The sequence below is a fragment of the Brevibacillus parabrevis genome, from assembly GCF_022701015.1.
Lineage (GTDB): Bacteria > Bacillota > Bacilli > Brevibacillales > Brevibacillaceae > Brevibacillus > Brevibacillus parabrevis.
This window is the reverse complement of sequence record NZ_CP064090.1, coordinates 1606089-1622026: the sequence shown is the minus strand read 5'-3', so window position 1 is coordinate 1622026 and position 15938 is coordinate 1606089. Positions and strand designations below refer to the sequence as shown.

General features: G+C 50.6%; 13 protein-coding genes and 1 other RNA gene. 1 reads left to right on the top strand and 13 read right to left on the bottom strand.

Annotated features, from left to right (window positions below):
- Positions 1 to 7 precede the first annotated feature (7 nt).
- From IRJ17_RS07745 to IRJ17_RS07705, 9 genes are all read right to left on the bottom strand, one after another.
- The gene (locus tag IRJ17_RS07745; RefSeq protein WP_242774089.1) at positions 8 to 307 is read right to left on the bottom strand and encodes a bacterial transcriptional activator domain-containing protein; all 300 of its coding nucleotides are present in this window, start codon (positions 305 to 307) and stop codon (positions 8 to 10) included.
- 135 nt (positions 308 to 442) lie between these two features.
- Positions 443 to 1216, bottom strand: a complete 774-nt coding sequence (locus tag IRJ17_RS07740; RefSeq protein WP_122963701.1) for a HipA family kinase — start codon at positions 1214 to 1216, stop codon at positions 443 to 445.
- A 188-nt stretch (positions 1217 to 1404) separates the two neighbouring features.
- Entirely contained in the window at positions 1405 to 1878 is a 474-nt protein-coding gene (locus IRJ17_RS07735) for an ASCH domain-containing protein (RefSeq protein ID WP_242774086.1), read from the bottom strand.
- A 459-nt stretch (positions 1879 to 2337) separates the two neighbouring features.
- Positions 2338 to 2673, bottom strand: a complete 336-nt coding sequence (locus IRJ17_RS07730) for a cupin domain-containing protein (protein WP_173599421.1) — start codon at positions 2671 to 2673, stop codon at positions 2338 to 2340.
- The gene (locus IRJ17_RS07725) at positions 2661 to 4430 is read right to left on the bottom strand and encodes a hydantoinase B/oxoprolinase family protein (RefSeq protein WP_122963698.1); all 1770 of its coding nucleotides are present in this window, start codon (positions 4428 to 4430) and stop codon (positions 2661 to 2663) included. Before IRJ17_RS07725 ends, IRJ17_RS07730 begins: the two co-directional genes overlap by 13 nt.
- Before the next feature lie 4 nt (positions 4431 to 4434).
- Positions 4435 to 6477, bottom strand: coding sequence for a hydantoinase/oxoprolinase family protein (locus tag IRJ17_RS07720; RefSeq protein WP_122963697.1), 2043 nt, complete (start codon positions 6475 to 6477; stop codon positions 4435 to 4437).
- Between the two features lie 38 nt (positions 6478 to 6515).
- Positions 6516 to 7856, bottom strand: a complete 1341-nt coding sequence (locus IRJ17_RS07715; protein WP_173597698.1) for an MFS transporter — start codon at positions 7854 to 7856, stop codon at positions 6516 to 6518.
- Between the two features lie 43 nt (positions 7857 to 7899).
- Positions 7900 to 8649, bottom strand: coding sequence for an aspartate/glutamate racemase family protein (locus IRJ17_RS07710; RefSeq protein ID WP_173599423.1), 750 nt, complete (start codon positions 8647 to 8649; stop codon positions 7900 to 7902).
- A gap of 210 nt (positions 8650 to 8859) precedes the next feature.
- Positions 8860 to 10539 carry a PucR family transcriptional regulator gene (locus IRJ17_RS07705; RefSeq protein ID WP_242774084.1) on the bottom strand — a complete coding sequence of 560 codons (1680 nt, stop codon included), beginning with the start codon at positions 10537 to 10539 and terminating at the stop codon, positions 8860 to 8862.
- 601 nt (positions 10540 to 11140) lie between these two features.
- On the opposite strand from IRJ17_RS07705, the gene IRJ17_RS07700 reads away from it, so the two are divergent.
- On the top strand, positions 11141 to 11704 hold the full coding sequence (locus tag IRJ17_RS07700; protein WP_242774082.1) for a hypothetical protein: 564 nt from the start codon (positions 11141 to 11143) through the stop codon (positions 11702 to 11704).
- A gap of 194 nt (positions 11705 to 11898) precedes the next feature.
- Here IRJ17_RS07700 and ssrA read toward each other — a convergent pair.
- The 4 genes from ssrA to secG all read right to left on the bottom strand — a co-directional run bounded on the left by ssrA (position 11899) and on the right by secG (position 15937).
- Positions 11899 to 12253, bottom strand: a transfer-messenger RNA (tmRNA) gene (ssrA, locus tag IRJ17_RS07695).
- A gap of 170 nt (positions 12254 to 12423) precedes the next feature.
- Positions 12424 to 12897 carry an SsrA-binding protein SmpB gene (gene smpB / locus IRJ17_RS07690; RefSeq protein WP_122963688.1) on the bottom strand — a complete coding sequence of 158 codons (474 nt, stop codon included), beginning with the start codon at positions 12895 to 12897 and terminating at the stop codon, positions 12424 to 12426.
- A gap of 149 nt (positions 12898 to 13046) precedes the next feature.
- Entirely contained in the window at positions 13047 to 15551 is a 2505-nt protein-coding gene (gene rnr, locus IRJ17_RS07685) for a ribonuclease R (protein ID WP_122963687.1), read from the bottom strand.
- Between the two features lie 143 nt (positions 15552 to 15694).
- Positions 15695 to 15937: a preprotein translocase subunit SecG gene (gene secG / locus IRJ17_RS07680; protein WP_003843341.1), complete on the bottom strand. Its 243-nt coding sequence runs from the start codon at positions 15935 to 15937 to the stop codon at positions 15695 to 15697.
- Position 15938 lies beyond the last annotated feature (1 nt).

Here is a 15938-nt window from a genome sequence, read left to right as displayed (position 1 = left end):
CGTCCGCTCATCCCTGGTGTCTCATTTGTTGATACAATCTTACCGTCTCCTCTTCCATCGCGACACCCAACTCATCGCGAATGAACTGCTCCAACTGCCAATAAACACGCAGCGCCTCATTGCAGTTGCCCGCTTCCAGATGCAATTCGATGAGCTCGCGGCCGTCCGTCTCCGACTCCGGCGCAATCGCCAAAATGCGCTGCAAGCTGCCCGCCGCGAGTACCGCATTGCCGCCCATTCGAAAGAGCCTGTACATGCGGCGAAGTGCACGGATGTATTGGCTACATTTCTGATTTCCTCGACACAAATGGTCCTACTCCTTGCTTTCGTCGGTTTCGCCTTCGTTCCCTGCAAATCGTTTCCGTCCCAACAAAAGCGGTAAAATGGGGCACGTCTCCTGCTTGGTAAACTCCCTCGCGCCACCCCATTCTTGCCGAGTTGCTTACTCCGCAATCGCTTTCTTATGCCGCATGCACCAAGCCACGACCATCTCGCGTAATTTCTTTTGACGGTAGAGCAGCATTTCTACTACCATTTCTTTTTCGAGTTTTGGCAATACGTTTTCCGGTACTGTCTCCACAATGTCTCGTATCATGTGTTCAGGGATTTTCTCAATTTTATCCACATGCGGCAAAAGCTGGCGAAAGGTGCGGATATAGGCGCGCAAGCCTCTTGGATAGTGGAAATTGTATTTGCTTACATTCAGCCAGTAATCCGCGCTCCAATGGATTTTTCTCCACGTAACTCCCCCTAAAACCGCGCTGCCGTGGTCGATCAAATAAAAATCATAGTGCTTCCCTTTGGGGAAAACAATCAGATTTCCCCCGTGCCGATCAATGTTGCAAATCCATATATCAAAAACAAATGTAAGTAACAGTTGTTCGGGATTGTGCAAATGTTTAACGGGCGAACCGCCTGTTTTTTTGGTTAGCTGGAACCAGTTGAAATGGGCGGCCATCGGCTTAGCAATGGAGACGATCCCTTGCTTTCCCTCAACAACCGTTAGTTCTACAGTCGCTACGTTTAGCTCCAGGAGCTTGGCTAGATGATAAGCAATCAGCTCGTTTGCAATCACATTGCCCCACTTCGCGTTTTTCTTGCAAGGAAATTTGAAGTATCCTCGTTGAATTTTGCCGTTCACAGATCGCCAGACGGACCAGACTGTGCCGAATCTGCGCGAAAATCTGCGGTGAGTCCTCCACTTGTTTGTGCTCATCCCTCCACCCCCTTGTACAATTTATGTAGGACAGGCAAGGCGAGGAACGGCATATATAATGACTGGCCGAACTCATTTATTTGTCAGTTTCTCGGTGTTTCGGATGAACTCTCATTTGTCGAGGAAGTCACGCTCCTACTGCCTGTGCGCTAGTCTCCCCATCTGCTTCGCTCGTCATTTTAGGACAATCATTCATTATCCGTTTTCTCGTTATGGTATTTGTCACAATCCCAATTCCACAATCCTTGCCGTCCGTTCACCGGCACCGGAGCGATCGGCTTTACGTCAACCATCTGCCAGGCAAACCTCCCTCGTTCAAACCAACCGAAGCTGAGTTCATTGCCTTTTATCGGTATCGCCGCATCATCTGCGTCACGCCAGGCGGCAACTTCGCCTGTTCCGGGGGCGATAATGATTTGCAGGCAATCTTCAAGCTTTGCGGTCGCAACCACCGCGCCTGTCGGCAAATTATCTGCGGTGTAGCCATGTTTGGCAAGGACCGACCGTATTGGCTCCCTGTAGCACGCCTCCTTGTCCACCTTTTTGGCCGCGTGAATCGCGAGAGGGCCGCGGTATTTCGTGGCCCACCCCCGGGTTTCAAAGCGTTTCTCGCCAAGAGCGATCAATGTTGCCCAAGGCTGGTGGATCGTGATTGTCTTCATGCCGTTTCCTCCTGTGAAATCCTCGAATCTTTCTACCGAAGTCCCTTCTTAATGTAAGGACAATTTGTCGCGACATTAAGGAGGAGACTATTCATGCTGAAAAAGGGTTATTGTTGCGTTCCATTCAAATTTATTTATCAGTATAAAACAAACAAACCGCCCTGTGGACGGTCTACATTATATGGCACTTTAGCAAATTGAAATTGGATAAATCGACTCACGCAGGATAACAGATCGCTCCAAAGATCGGAATCGAAAATGTGTTTATGCAGCAACGTAGTCTCGTTGAAGGCAAGGCGAATGGCTGTATCAACATACTAGCGATCTAGACTTGTTCGAATGAGATAAGATTAGCCCCCTTTTATGAAAAGAGGGCACTCATCCAGTCACACAAACCTATGCCCCATTCACTGCGGCATTGAGATAACCAAGTCTAGCATCCTCTCCGTATCCATGCCGCTATCGTTTTACAAGCACCCAGACGATTTCGCAATCTTCGCTCCCGTCGTTGTATGCCCAGTGGGCCTCGCCAGCAGGAATAAGAGACGCATCATTTGCTGACATCCGATATTCACCTTCTTCCGTACCGGCAAGAATCGTTCCTTTTACGACGATTGAATACTCGTCCTGCGCATGACTCCCCGAACCGCTTAAAGGAATACGCGCACCAGGCGGAACGACGACGACACCGAAAGTAGCTTTTCCGTTCTCTACCTGCTCTTCGGTAAACAGTATTTTCAGGGTTACACCTGGGCGATCTTCCGGCTGAATCGCATTGGCATTTACAATGAGCATTGCTGTTCCCCCTGTTCAAAAGACTGACGCAGCGGTGTCACCCCTTCTACACGATACGTTGCCTTGTCCAGCTCTACTCCGTACAAGTCTCTTGCTTGTTCTACGGAAATATAGCCATTTTTGGCATCCAGGACGACCTTCTCTACCGGACGTTCCAGCGGGTTGCCGTATCCTCCGCCTGTTGCGGTAACAAGGCGCACGACATCTCCTTTATTAAGCGGAAAGCGTGCATATTTGCCAAATGGACCAACCACTTCGCCATTGGCTTTGACGATCTCAAATTCATTACGGGAGCCGTCATGCCCCCCGTTAAAGCCCCATGGCAAATATTTGTGACGGCCAAAGGTTGCCGTGATCGTCTGACCATCAGACATCGCGCGGTACGAGCGGATAGCTCCTGAACCGCCGCGATATTTACCGGCACCAGCCCCATCCGTACGCAGGCTGTACTCCTCAACCATGATGCCATAACGTGTCTCCGCTACTTCGACCGGCACGTTGTACGTTTCCCCATCGCCGATGCAAAACTGTCCGGCCATCCCGTCCAGTCCGTCTCCTGCGCCCCATCCTCCGACTGAAGGCTCAACCACAAGGAACGGTTCGTTCGTATCCGGATGGATGCCGGATAGCACCACCCCGCACACCGAAAGCAGATGCCCCGCATTCAACCGATGGGGAACGACCGGTGCCAGTGCCTTCCAGACGAGATCCGCTCCATACATCATGGTTTCCCAGTAGGTTGATACGGCTGCCGGGCGTTCCGCTGAGAAAATGGAACGGTCATCGATAAGAATGTGGAGCGGGCGGAAAACGCCATCGTTTACATCCTGAGACGGGTTGGTCACCGCAAGGAAAATGACGCGAACGGCGGAAACCAAGGCGGTATAGGAGCAATTGACTGGACCCAGCACTTGCGGATGACTACCGCGGAAATCGCAAATAAACTCGTCATCGGTAATCGTGACCTTCACCTGTACCTTGAACGGACCGTTTCCAACTCCGTCATCATCAATAAAATCTACGGCTTCATACGTGCCCTTAGGCAGCTTGGCAATTTCTTTTACCGCCAACTGTTCGCCATGTCTTAACAAATGGTCAATGGCATCCTTCACTACCGCTTTTCCATGCTTATCGCACAATTCGCGAAAGCGCTTCTCCCCTGTTCGCAATGCTGCTACCTGCGCCCACATATCACCAAGCGAGAGATCGGGAAAGCGGACATTTGCTGCAATGATATCAACCAACGGCTGATTCAGCTTGCCTGCTTCAAATAGTTTGACGCAAGGAAATTGCAAACCTTCCTGAAAAATCTCCGTGGAGTCGGTCGTCCAGGAACCCGGGTCTTTTCCGCCTACTTCGGTCCAGTGGGCTTTGTTGGCCGAAAAGGCAATCAGCTCGCCCTCGTAAAAGATTGGCAGCACAAGACCTACATCAGACAAGTGGGAACCTCCTCCACCGTAAGGATCATTTATGATGATGATATCCCCCGGCTTTAGCTCCCCATGCTCGGAAAACTTTTTCAAAGTTTCCTTCACCATAAAGGTCAGCATCCCGATAAATCCGGTCACACCGTTGCCTTGCGTCAGAAGTTGACCTTTTGCATCTGTCAAGCCGCTGGCGAAATCGAGCACCTCGTAAATAATCGGACTCATCGACGTGCGCGCCAATGTATGAAACATTTCTTCCCCAATGGCGATCAGGGAATCTTTCACAATCTCAAGCGTAAACTGGTCATGTTTCAACGTTGTCTCACTCATCTGACTACACCCCCGTAGTAATGATTAGATTGCCATATTCATCAACAATGAGATGCTGTCCAGGATAAATGACCGTTGAAGAAGAAGGTTCCTCGACAATTGCCGGACCCTTCACCGCGCTTCCGGCATTCAGCAGCTCGCGGTCGTAGACTGTCGTGTCAATCCATCCATACTCTTCGAACAGAACCGGACGCACTTCTTTGCGCGCTTCCTCGCTATTGTCCCCTTGTCTTCCCAGACTGGCTATCCGTGGTTTTTGCACCATGCCGAACGCCGTTAGATGGAGGTTTACAATCTCCGTCGGTGCATGCTCCAGTTTGAACGTGTAATGCTGCTCGTGCAGGTCATGGAAGCGATAAATCACTTCCTCAATCGCTTTTGCATCCATCAGTCCATTTGGCACGGGAACCTTGACAGCATGCTCCTGTCCGACGTAACGGATGTCCGCATACCGTACGAACAGTACTTGATCCGCTGCAATTCCTTCGCGCTCGTATTGGTCGGTCGCTTCTTTTTCCAGTTGGCTCCATTCGCGATTCAGTTCTTCCTGATTCAGTCCGTTCATTCGGCGAATATACGTCTGGATGTAGTCGTGCCGCAAGTCAGTCATCAGCATGCCCCATGCGGAGAAGACCGAAGCCGCAATCGGGATGATGACTTTTTTCACACCCAATTCCTTGGCCAATGCCAGCGCATGCATCGGTCCTCCCCCTCCGAATGCAACCAGGGAAAACTCCCGCGGGTCGTAACCCTTGCGAATGGAAATGAGCTTCAGCGCATTCAGCATGTTGGAGTTGGCAATGCGGATAATTCCCAGTGCCGCCTCTTCCACGGAGATGCCGAAGTGCTTTGCGATCTTTTCGTCGATCGCTTGCTTGACCGCTTCCATATTTACCTCGTTTTGAAAATTGGCAGGCGATAACCGCCCTGTAACCAAATTGGCATCGGTTGTAGTCGGACTTTCACCGCCACGCCCATAGGCGACCGGCCCTGGCAACGCCCCGGCCGACTGTGGCCCCACCTTTAATGAGCCGGCACCGTCGATCCAGGCAATAGAACCTCCGCCATTCCCGATCTCCACGATATCAACCACTGGTACTTTAATCGGATATCCGGCATTTCGTTCATCTTTCTCAATCCGGTATTCGGTCGTAACCTTTACTTCCCCTTTGTCAATCAGGGAGCATTTGGCCGTCGTCCCTCCGATATCAAAAGCAATGATGTTTTCTTCCCCAAGAATTTGCCCTAAGATGGCTGAGCCAAAAATCCCGGCTACTGGCCCCGACTCGACCATGTTGATCGGCGTTTCTTTTGACTGCTCAAAAGTAGTCGTGCCAGAGTTGGACTGCATGATATATTTGTTGCCGTCAAGCCCGATGTCGTGAAGATGGTTACTCAACTTGTCGATGTAGGACTTGGCAATCGGCTTGACATAAGAGTTCAGCACTGCCGTACTGGTCCGCTCGTACTCGCGCCATTCCTTGGTCACCTCATGCGAAGCCGTCACGGCTACCTCCGGCCAAATTTCCCTGATCGCTTCCACCGCCAGCTTTTCATGAATGGGGTTGGCGTAGGCATGCAGGAATGAGACCGCAATAGCCTCGACTCCCTCCGCTCGCAGTTGCTCGACAGTGGCCTTCACCTCTTCCACCGCCAATTCGGTCATGACTTCCCCCTTATAGTTGATCCGCTCGCTGACCTCCTTCCTCAGAAAGCGCGCAACAAACGGAGTCGGCTTCTGATAACGAACATTGAACAAATCGGGACGGTTGCCTCGGGCAATTTCCAACACATCGCGGAACCCTTTTGTCGTGATTAACCCGGTCTTTACTCCCTTGCGCTCCGTCAATGCGTTGATAATTACCGTCGTTCCGTGGATAAAGGTCGCGATTTCCAAAGGATCAATCCCAGCCTTTTGAATCACTTGGATAACCCCTTGCTCAAAATGGGGCGGTGTTGTATCGCTTTTAGCGGTACCGATTTTACCGTGCTCATCTAGGTACACCAGGTCAGTAAACGTTCCTCCAATATCTGTAGCTACACGCATAGGAACCACCCTTCTAGGAGTAATGGAATGTTACAGCATTAATGCAAAATCTCGCCTTCCGTTTCCTTCAGGAAAAGCGAAGCCACAAATGTAACGACAAGAAAAGCGGAGATAAAGGAAACCGTAGTCAAAAAGCTGCTGTTGATCGCCAGCATGGCTCCGATTACACTTGGTGCAATCGCGTTGGCTACACGCTGGCCGGTCATCCCTACAGAATAGCTGACACCGCGGACCTCTGTCGGATACAGCTCAGCCATCCATGTATCCCATACTCCCCACGCCCCCAAGCTGAAGAACGAAAGGGCAAAATTCCAGATGTACATTTCCTGCAAAGTATTTGCGTTGGCAAATCCAAATCCGCTGACCGCTGCAAAAAAGACGAACAGCGCCATTACTTTTTTGCGCCCATATTTGCCCGTCAAATACGAGGAAACCATGTAACCGGGAAACATGAAGAGGGCGGATATAGCCATAAAGCCCATTCCTTCCGGCGCACTCAATCCTTTTTTCGCCAAAAGTGCCGGCATCCAGGAGGACAGTCCCCAATATCCCCAGGAAAAACTAAAGTTGATGACGAGCTGCAAAATTGTCGAACGCCGGAATTGCCCGCTAAAAATCTCCAGGAAAGAACCTGTTTTCACATTCTCCACAGCAAGCTCGACGCTGTTGATCTCTTTTTGCATCGTGCCTTTGGAAAGTTTGTCAATAACCTCCTTCGCCTCCGAATGGCGCCCTTTTCCGGCCAACCAGTACGGCGACTCAGGTACAAACGCAGCGATTGCCAGAAACCACAAACCGGCAAGCGAACTGACGCCAATAATCCAGCGCCAGCCCAGCTCCATAAAGAGGTAGGTCGTGCCAATGGCAAGCAAATAGCCTACTGGCCATCCAGAAGCCAGATACACCGCAGCCTTCCCACGCACCTTCATGGGGAGCAGCTCCTCGAAGTAGGGGAACGTTGCCACCAAAACCCCAGAGAGCGCCACACCGGACAAGAAGCGGGTCCACCACAGCATTTCGTAGGTGAGTGAGAATGCACTAATAAGCGAAATGATTCCATAGAGGCCAAAACTGATAATCATTGATTGCTTGCGGCCGATTTTATCAACGAGCTTTCCCCATAGCAGGCATCCCGGGATCATCCCGAGATAAATGGAGCCGATAAGCGATCCGATTTGAGTGCCGTCCAGTTGAAACTCGCCGCCAATTGAAGCGCTTGCCAGAATGACAATCATCATTTCCCACGATTCAATCACAAAGGAGAAAAAAAGCACCAATCCCGCTTGCCAATGCTGACTGGTAACCGGCATGTTTTCAAACAGCGCCCCAACGGGTACTGATCGCTTTTGCAGTACCTCCACTCCGCTTTCTGCTCTCATAAATGGCCCCCCTTATCTCTTCTCACAGCCGCTAACTTTGTTTTTAAAACAGCTTCCAGCAGGCCACTTCTTCATCAGGCGGCGACTGGTAGCCATCCAGCTTGCTGTGGCTCCAACCGAATTTTTGGTTGAGCTCTATCAAAAATTCGGCGTATTTAAAAGGTGCAAGGCTTGCGTCAATAACCGGAACCCCCAGCTCCTCCTGAATTTCCCGATAAAAGCCAAATTCAATCGTGCATCCCAGCACAAGCACATTGGCTCCATCCTTCTCGACAGCCTCTCGCGCCGCCTCACGCATCCGCTGCATCGTCACCTGATGATCTTTCTGAAAATCGTGCACGCCCATATCGAGTGACTTGAAAGAAGCCAATTTGTCGGCAAAGCCATATTTATGGACGTTCTCTCTCATCTCGGGTATCCACTTGCGCCGCCCGACAATGATCGAGATACTCTCGCCCAATGTCGCCGCAATATGCAAGCTGGCTTCTGCCGGAGCCGTGACGACCATTTTTTTCGAAATCTCTCGGGCCGCCCTCAAGACAGGATCGTAGAAGCAGCCGATAATTGCCGCATCGTAGCCGTCTTCTTCGGCTTTTTTAATCACGCGGAGGATTTCCGGCATCAGCATCACTTCGTAGCAGTTGTACTCCAGATGAGTCGGTCCAGGACCCGGGGTCAAGGAAACCACATCCACAATCGTCCCCGCCTGCTTGATCCTGTCAAACTCGCTCTTGAAAATGGTGTTGAACAAATCAGTAGTGACCGGATTGATCCACAAAATTCTTTTCTCCATGCGAATGCCCCCTCATCGGTTTTGGTTTTTCCCAATCTTGTGTGTCCATCATGCAGCCCACAGCCCCCTATCCTGCATAGCTTTCAATCATACTGCTTGTTTCTGTTCACATTATTTCACACAAAAATAATAATCTTAATATTTAAAACAAACAAAAAACAGCCCGTATCTTTGTCTATCACAGACAAACCGAGCTGCTTCGCGCTTCTATTATGGCAATAGCTTCCTGGCCTTCAGCGCCAGATGGAAATTCAATCTTTCCTCAGGCTTTTTAAATGGATCAAACCCGAGAATCTCCTTCACTTTTTCAATCCGGTATTTGACCGTATTGGGATGTACGAACAACCGCTTTGCGACATCTGTAAAGATTTCCTTTTCATCCAGATACGCTTCTACCGTCTTTACCAGATCCGTTTGATTTTTGGCATCATATTGATAGAGCTGATCGAGAAGCCCCGCTGTAAACTGGTCTAACAACTTGCCGGATATTTCCCCCAGAATCCCGAATACCCCCAGCTCATTCACTGCTGTAATACTGCCCGTCCCAAACATTTTGCAGCCGAGCTCAAGGGCTTGCAGCGCTTCCCTGTAGCTTTGGTCCAAGTTCAACGGCGACGGATAAAAACCGCCGATTCCGGCAGATACGCGGGCTTTGCCGCTTCCCGCTTCGATAGCCTCTTTTAACAGGACCGCAAGATTTTTCGCTTCCTGTTGCGAATGTTGCTTGTCAAATTGCCTGTCAAAATGAATGAAAATGACCAACATGTCCCCCTTTACCACAAAATTGCATTTGGGAGCATGCTGATTGATCGTTGACCGGACCGCCGCGTGAATGCGGCTTTCCAGTTTCCCCATCTCTTTTTCAAGCCCATCGCTGAAGTCAAAACGCATGACCAGCACCATATGTTTTTTCACCAGGTTAAGTCCGACCGCTCTCGCCCTCTCGTACAAATCCTCTTCTCTAACATATTTCCCTTCGAACATTTCCGTCAAAAAGTCGCTTCGCATGCGTCTTTTCGCCTCGGTAATCGCCCGCTGCTTGGCAATCTCCAGAGCGACCGCAGTAGAAGCGTGCGAGATGGCAATGAAATCAAGCTCTTGTAAGGGAGCCCCCAGCTCTAAGGTGAAAATGTACCCCAGAGGATCGCTTATCACTCCGGCAGGCATAACGATCAGCCGTACAGACCGCCCTTCTATCTCAAACAAGCTGGAGTGAAACACCATCTCCAGCGCAGAATCGTGGGTCCAGTTTCCAGCTTTATCAAACTGAATCCGCTCCGACATTTCTGTCATAAGCAAACACTTTTTTAAAAACGAATGTTCTTCCGCTTCTTTTGACCCTAAAGCCAAAATTTCGAACATATCGTCGGTAATCATGACTGGCTGCTTGATTAATCCGGTCAGCGTCTTGGCAATCGCATTCACATCGCCACCATGCAATATGACACGGGTCATCTCCCGGTTAATCTCTTCCGATTGTTTCAACAACTGTGATTGCCGATTCAGGATCGTCCCTAACACGGCAGAAAAAACCGTAGCATAAGGCATCGCAGGAGGCAACAAAATGACAGGAAGGCCGGAAATATTCGCTGCCTCCACGATCGCCTTCTGCATGATCTTGTCAGCAATCATCGGATGAATCCCCAGAGCTGCTGCCCCGTTTTCAGCAAGCTTTTTAATCGTATTCACTTGCGCCTCCAGATCATCTTTCAAGCTGTGAAAGGTGGTCAGCACAAGCTCGCCTCCCAAAACCAAATGCTCCACTTCGGTTATGGGCATTTCCAAAACATTTACCTGATTGATGATCCTGTCCAAACCATCGAAACCGGCGATAACACGTAAACTTTGCAGCGCGTCCAACCGCAGCATCTCCTGCACCGTAATCCCCATTTTCGATCCTCCTCTCGGCCTAACCTTCCTAGAAGTAGATAAGACACGTTTCCTGATTCGTTGATTAGACGAGCTTTACAAGATCATACTGGTTCGTAAGAGAGAGTTGCGGATATTATTGTTTTTGCCTAGCTCGTTTTTTTATTTGGCTTCGTTCATGCATTTGTCAATCTGATCGAAATAGCCTTGATTACGAATAGTCGCATTTATTATACCATTTTGTATTTGGATTGACTTTTGGTAGTGGGAGTCCCTTGTGCAATCTAGACATTTCGCTTGGGTTTCTGGATGATTTTTGGGCGTAAAAGATGCGCAGTTTGGTAGCTAGTAAGGGTGGGGGATGTTTTATGGAAAGGAGAAAGGAAAAAACGACTATTCCTTGATCGTTAAGAGAATAGTCGCTCCTATTTATCGTTCCCTTACGGAGTTATCACCCGTCCAGTAATCGCATCAACAAATTGATCTCCCCGCCCCATTCTATCTTCGCCTACTCTCCCGACCGAACTGATTATTATGTTCATCAGGCAAAGAAGCACATTTTCTTAATTTGTCCAGTCACCGCCGTATTTTCGTAAATACGCTTCACTGTGGAGGTGACAACATGAGTTCGAAAAAGGATGAGAGAAGTAAAAAGTACGAAATCCAAGTCGTACATTCTACTCCGAACACAGGTTTACGCAAGGAAGAAATCGAGCAGTGCTACCAGGACTTGCAGGATTTGAACGACGCTGCTTCGGCGTTTTTTCGAATCCCTGTGTTCTTTAGCCATCAAAATTTGTTTACGCTCGGTCCTCCACAGCCGCCGTTTACTATCCAACAACAATTCGTAATTCGCATGTTCAAAGAAATCAAGAAAGAACTCCTCTTCCCGCGCACTTTGCCCAACACAGAACAATATCCGAATACTACACTGGAAAACATCCGTACGATGATTAACTCGAGTTATGGAATGGCTTCTGTCCTTCTACGACCAACGAGGGCAACACAGCAGGGAGAACCGTACTCGCCTTTTTTGCAAATTGAACCTGCAATGGCTTATCAATACGGTTTACCATTGCTACTTGTGATTGAGGACGGGTTTCCGGCAGGCGGCATTTGGGGAGGGGCTGGTCAGCTCGCTCCATTTACTCCCATCGTTTGGTTGTTTCTGGTTCTGTATTGGTAGATGATTTTTTTAAAAGTCCCCAGTGGAAATCCGCTCTGAAAAACTGGGCCGGACAAGTTAGAAGCGGGTACTTTATACAGACAGGACCCGCATTTCAGTATCGCTGTGATGACTGAAAATTGAGTCAGTTCATGCATAACGAGACTTCGCTGTCAACGCAAAAAAGCCACCTCTGCAGGTGGCTTTTTTTATGTAGGTGGAGGCGGGGGGATTCGAACCCCCGTCCGAAAACAGCGATACATGAGCATCTCCGAGCGCAGTCACTCATTTAAATTTCGGCGACGGATTCGCGGAGTGACGCGCTGACCCGTTACCTAGCCTGATTGATCTTCTTCCTTTGGCTCCAGGCGGAAGCCTCCGGCGTATCCCACTAAAGTTGAGCGCTAGTCATGCCACATGGGCGATGGAATGGTAGCGCCTCACTGGTTATTAAGCAGCGAGAGAAAGTTGTTTGTTGCCAGTTAATGGCGTTTGCGTTGGTGACGAGGTCCGCAACCCCCCGGCTCGCTTCTCATGCTCTACCATCCCCGTCGAATCCAGAACGCCCCCGAGGTATAAGGTGAGAAAAAGTCCAGATGACGAGCCATTATCGACATCCAGACTGTTGTTTACAAGTCAGTCCATGCAAGCTTGTACCGCTTGCTGTTGTTCCACTACTATAGCACAAGCGATGGCGGAAACTCAACGTTGATTGCTGCCAGGCTTGCCATAGCCATCCATTATGCCTTTTGGCGGTCGCGCAAGGCGCGCTCGACTTCGCGGGCTGCGTCCTTTTTCTTGAGGTCTTCGCGCTTGTCGTAGTTCTTCTTCCCTTTGACGAGAGCAAGCTCAACTTTGGCCCAGCCGCCTTTCAAATAAATGCTCAGCGGAACCAGCGAGTAGCCTCTTTCGCGGATCAGACCGTTCAACTTGAGGATTTCCAGCCGTCTCATCAGCAGCTTGCGGGTGCGCTCCGGTTCATGGTTGAAACGGTTGCCCTGCTCGTACGGGCTGATGTGCACGTTGTACAGCAGCAATTCGCCATTTTGCACGCGGGCAAAGCTGTCTTTGAGCTGGACGCGCGCTGCACGCACGGCCTTGATCTCCGTTCCGGTCAGGGCAATGCCTGCTTCGAATACTTGCTCGATGTGGTAATCGTGGCGTGCTTTTCGGTTTTGGGCGACTGTCTTGGTTCCGGTTTTATCTTTTGACATGGAGATCACCTCACTCGCACGTACTGCGTATCGTAACAGTTAGTCTAGCAAATTTTGCCGATGGTGGCAAGCGATTTTCCCGGAAGCTTCGGGGGCTTTCCTGGCCGATTGGCACTCAAATCAAGCCCCCTTGGCTCTTATACAATCGTTTAACGGCGTTTCCGTTTGACCTGGCTGGCTACATTCTTGCGGTTTTTCTTTTTGGAGCGGACAAAATCTTCCCAGAAGCCTTTCTGGTTCTGTGATTGATTTTCCTCTCCGCCTGTCCCGATTGGCAGTACCTCTTCCTTGGCACCTGCTGATCCGGAAGCTGGTGGACGAGAAGCTTTTGTTCCTTCGCTTCTGCGGCGATCCTTGTATTTTTGCCGGATTTCAGCCGGGTGCTTTTTGTCCTTTTGGCGATCTGGCCGTTCTGGGCGGCCTCCACGGGAACGATCCTGCTTGCCGCGAGTCGGCTTGCGCTCTCCTCCGCGTCCGTCGATGACGCGCGGTGTACGTTCGCGGCTGCCGCGGAAACCTGCCGCTTTGGTCATGCCGACGATTTCAAAATCGATGGTGCGTTCATCCACGTTGACACTCGCCACGCGAACCTGCACAACATCCCCGATGCGGTACTGCTTGCCAGTTCGCTCCCCTACCAGCGCATACATCTTCTCATGGTAGTGATAGTAATCGTCGGTCAGGAAGCTGATGTGCACCAGCCCCTCGATCGTATTGGGCAGCTCCACGAAAATTCCGAACGAGGTAACACTGGAGATCACGCCTTCAAATTCTTCTCCGATGTGCTCTTTCATGAACTCCGCTTTTTTCAGGTCGTCCGTCTCACGCTCGGCGTCCACAGCCAACCGCTCGCGCTGGGAAGCGTGCTCGGCGATAACCGGCATTTGCTCCGCCCAATACGCCAGGCGCTTCTCTGACAGGTTGTTGCCCTGCTCGATCCAATCCCGAATGCGGCGATGGACAATCAGGTCCGGGTAGCGGCGAATCGGCGATGTAAAATGCGTGTAAAACTCGGTGGACAGCCCGTAGTGACCGAGGCTTTCCGCGTCGTAGCGCGCTTGCTTCATGGAGCGCAGCATGACCGTGCTGATGATGATTTCTTCCGGCGTGCCTTTGACTTCCTCCAAGAGCTGTTGCAGCGCACGAGGATGTACAGAGTTGCCTTTTCCCCGGATCGAATAGCCGAAGTTCGTAATAAACTCCATGAAAGACATGAGCTTCTCCGCGTTCGGGTCTTCGTGAATGCGGTACATGAACGGCTGCTTCATCCAGTGGAAATGCTCTGCCACTGTCTCGTTGGCTGCCAGCATAAATTCTTCAATAATCTGCTCGGCAATCGAGCGCGTGCGGAAGCCGATCTCTGTCGGTGCGCCTTCTTCGTTGACAAAAATTTTCGCTTCGCGGAAATCGAAGTCGATGGCTCCGCGCTGCATCCGCTTGGAACGCAGCTTCAGTGCCAGCTTCTTCATTTCCTCGAACATCGGGACAAGCTCGCTGTACTTCTCAAGCAAAGCTTCGTCCTTGTCTTCCAGGATGCTGCGCACATCGGCGTACGTCATGCGCTCGTTGGTACGGATAACGCTGAGGAAAATATCGTACTTCACCAGCTGCGCATTTTGGTCCATCTCCATATCGCAGGAGATCGTCAGCCGATCCACTTTTGGATTCAAGCTGCATATCCCGTTCGACAAGCGGTGCGGCAGCATCGGGATGACACGGTCGACCAAATAGACGCTCGTACCCCGGCGATACGCTTCATTGTCCAGCGCAGACTTTTCACGGACATAATAGCTGACGTCGGCAATATGCACGCCAAGCCTTACATTTCCGTTCGGCAACACTTCAAGCGACACGGCATCGTCCAAATCCTTCGCGTCCGCTCCGTCGATTGTGACCATCATCCGGTCGCGCAGATCGCGGCGTTCCTTGATTTCGTCTTCGGAAATTTCGTCCGGCGAAGCCTCTGCTTCCGCCAGCACCTCATCCGGGAACGCTTCCGGCAGATTGAACTTGCGGATAATCGACAGGATATCGACTCCCGGGTCGTTTTTGTGCCCCAGAATCTCGACGATTTCTCCTTCTGGATTCACCCGTCCTTCCGGGTAGCGGACGATATTGACGACTACTTTGTGGCCGTCTACCGCTCCGTTGTACGCCGTTTTCGGGATGAAAATGTCTTTGCCAATCCGCTTTTCATCCGGGATGACAAACGCGTAGTACGTCTCGTCCTTGAACGTCCCGACAACTTGGGTCATTCCCCGCTCGACGATGCGAACGATCCGTCCTTCCAGGCGATTGCCGCCCGCTTCCTTTTCCACACGAACCAGCACGGTATCACCGTGAATCGCTCCGTTCATGTCGTTGGCGTGTACGTATACATCTTCCATGTCAGGTGTTTCCGGGATGATAAACCCAAAGCCTTTTGGATGGCTTTGCAGACGTCCGCGCACCAAATTCATTTTTTCAGGTACACCATATCGATTCGCACGAGTGCGGATAATCTCTCCGCCGGCTTCCAGTGCGTTCAGCGTCTTCACCAGTTCCTTGAAGGAAGCTGAGTCCTTGATTTCAAACGCTTCCTCCAGTTCCTTCACTGTCATCGGGTGATAGGCCTGCTCGCGCATGAACGCGAGTATTTTTTCTTGATCTGTCATTCACAAACCTCCTTTTTTCGCGTGGCTCTACCGCGCTGTTCCATTTCTCCATTACTATGTAGTATTCACCGTTCATCCACATCGCAATCGGAATAGCGAAAAAGACAGCAAGTCGCACTCGCTGTCTTTCGGCTATTCGTCTATTACGCTCCTGTTTTCAAGAAATACCCGAGCAAAATCGCAAAAATCATGAAAGCAACCGCAAATACAACGGTCAGTTTCCCTAAAAGTGCGTCAATCCCACGGGCTTTTTGTTTGCCCATCAGTTGCTCTGCACCGCCACCAATCGCTCCCGAAAGGCCGGCACTCTTTCCAGATTGCAGCAACACGACGATAATTAAGCCAATACTTGCGATCACAAGTAAAATTTTCGCAGCCAATGCCATC

Coding starts and splice junctions, on each gene's coding strand:
- IRJ17_RS07740 (WP_122963701.1), bottom strand. CDS start 1,216: ATGAGCACAAACAAGTGGAGGACTCACCGCAGATTTTCGCGCAGATTC.
- IRJ17_RS07735 (WP_242774086.1), bottom strand. CDS start 1,878: ATGAAGACAATCACGATCCACCAGCCTTGGGCAACATTGATCGCTCTT.
- IRJ17_RS07730 (WP_173599421.1), bottom strand. CDS start 2,673: ATGCTCATTGTAAATGCCAATGCGATTCAGCCGGAAGATCGCCCAGGT.
- IRJ17_RS07725 (WP_122963698.1), bottom strand. CDS start 4,430: ATGAGTGAGACAACGTTGAAACATGACCAGTTTACGCTTGAGATTGTG.
- IRJ17_RS07720 (WP_122963697.1), bottom strand. CDS start 6,477: ATGCGTGTAGCTACAGATATTGGAGGAACGTTTACTGACCTGGTGTAC.
- IRJ17_RS07715 (WP_173597698.1), bottom strand. CDS start 7,856: ATGAGAGCAGAAAGCGGAGTGGAGGTACTGCAAAAGCGATCAGTACCC.
- IRJ17_RS07710 (WP_173599423.1), bottom strand. CDS start 8,649: ATGGAGAAAAGAATTTTGTGGATCAATCCGGTCACTACTGATTTGTTC.
- IRJ17_RS07705 (WP_242774084.1), bottom strand. CDS start 10,539: ATGGGGATTACGGTGCAGGAGATGCTGCGGTTGGACGCGCTGCAAAGT.
- IRJ17_RS07700 (WP_242774082.1), top strand. CDS start 11,141: ATGAGTTCGAAAAAGGATGAGAGAAGTAAAAAGTACGAAATCCAAGTC.
- smpB (WP_122963688.1), bottom strand. CDS start 12,897: ATGTCAAAAGATAAAACCGGAACCAAGACAGTCGCCCAAAACCGAAAA.
- rnr (WP_122963687.1), bottom strand. CDS start 15,551: ATGACAGATCAAGAAAAAATACTCGCGTTCATGCGCGAGCAGGCCTAT.
- secG (WP_003843341.1), bottom strand. CDS start 15,937: ATGGCATTGGCTGCGAAAATTTTACTTGTGATCGCAAGTATTGGCTTA.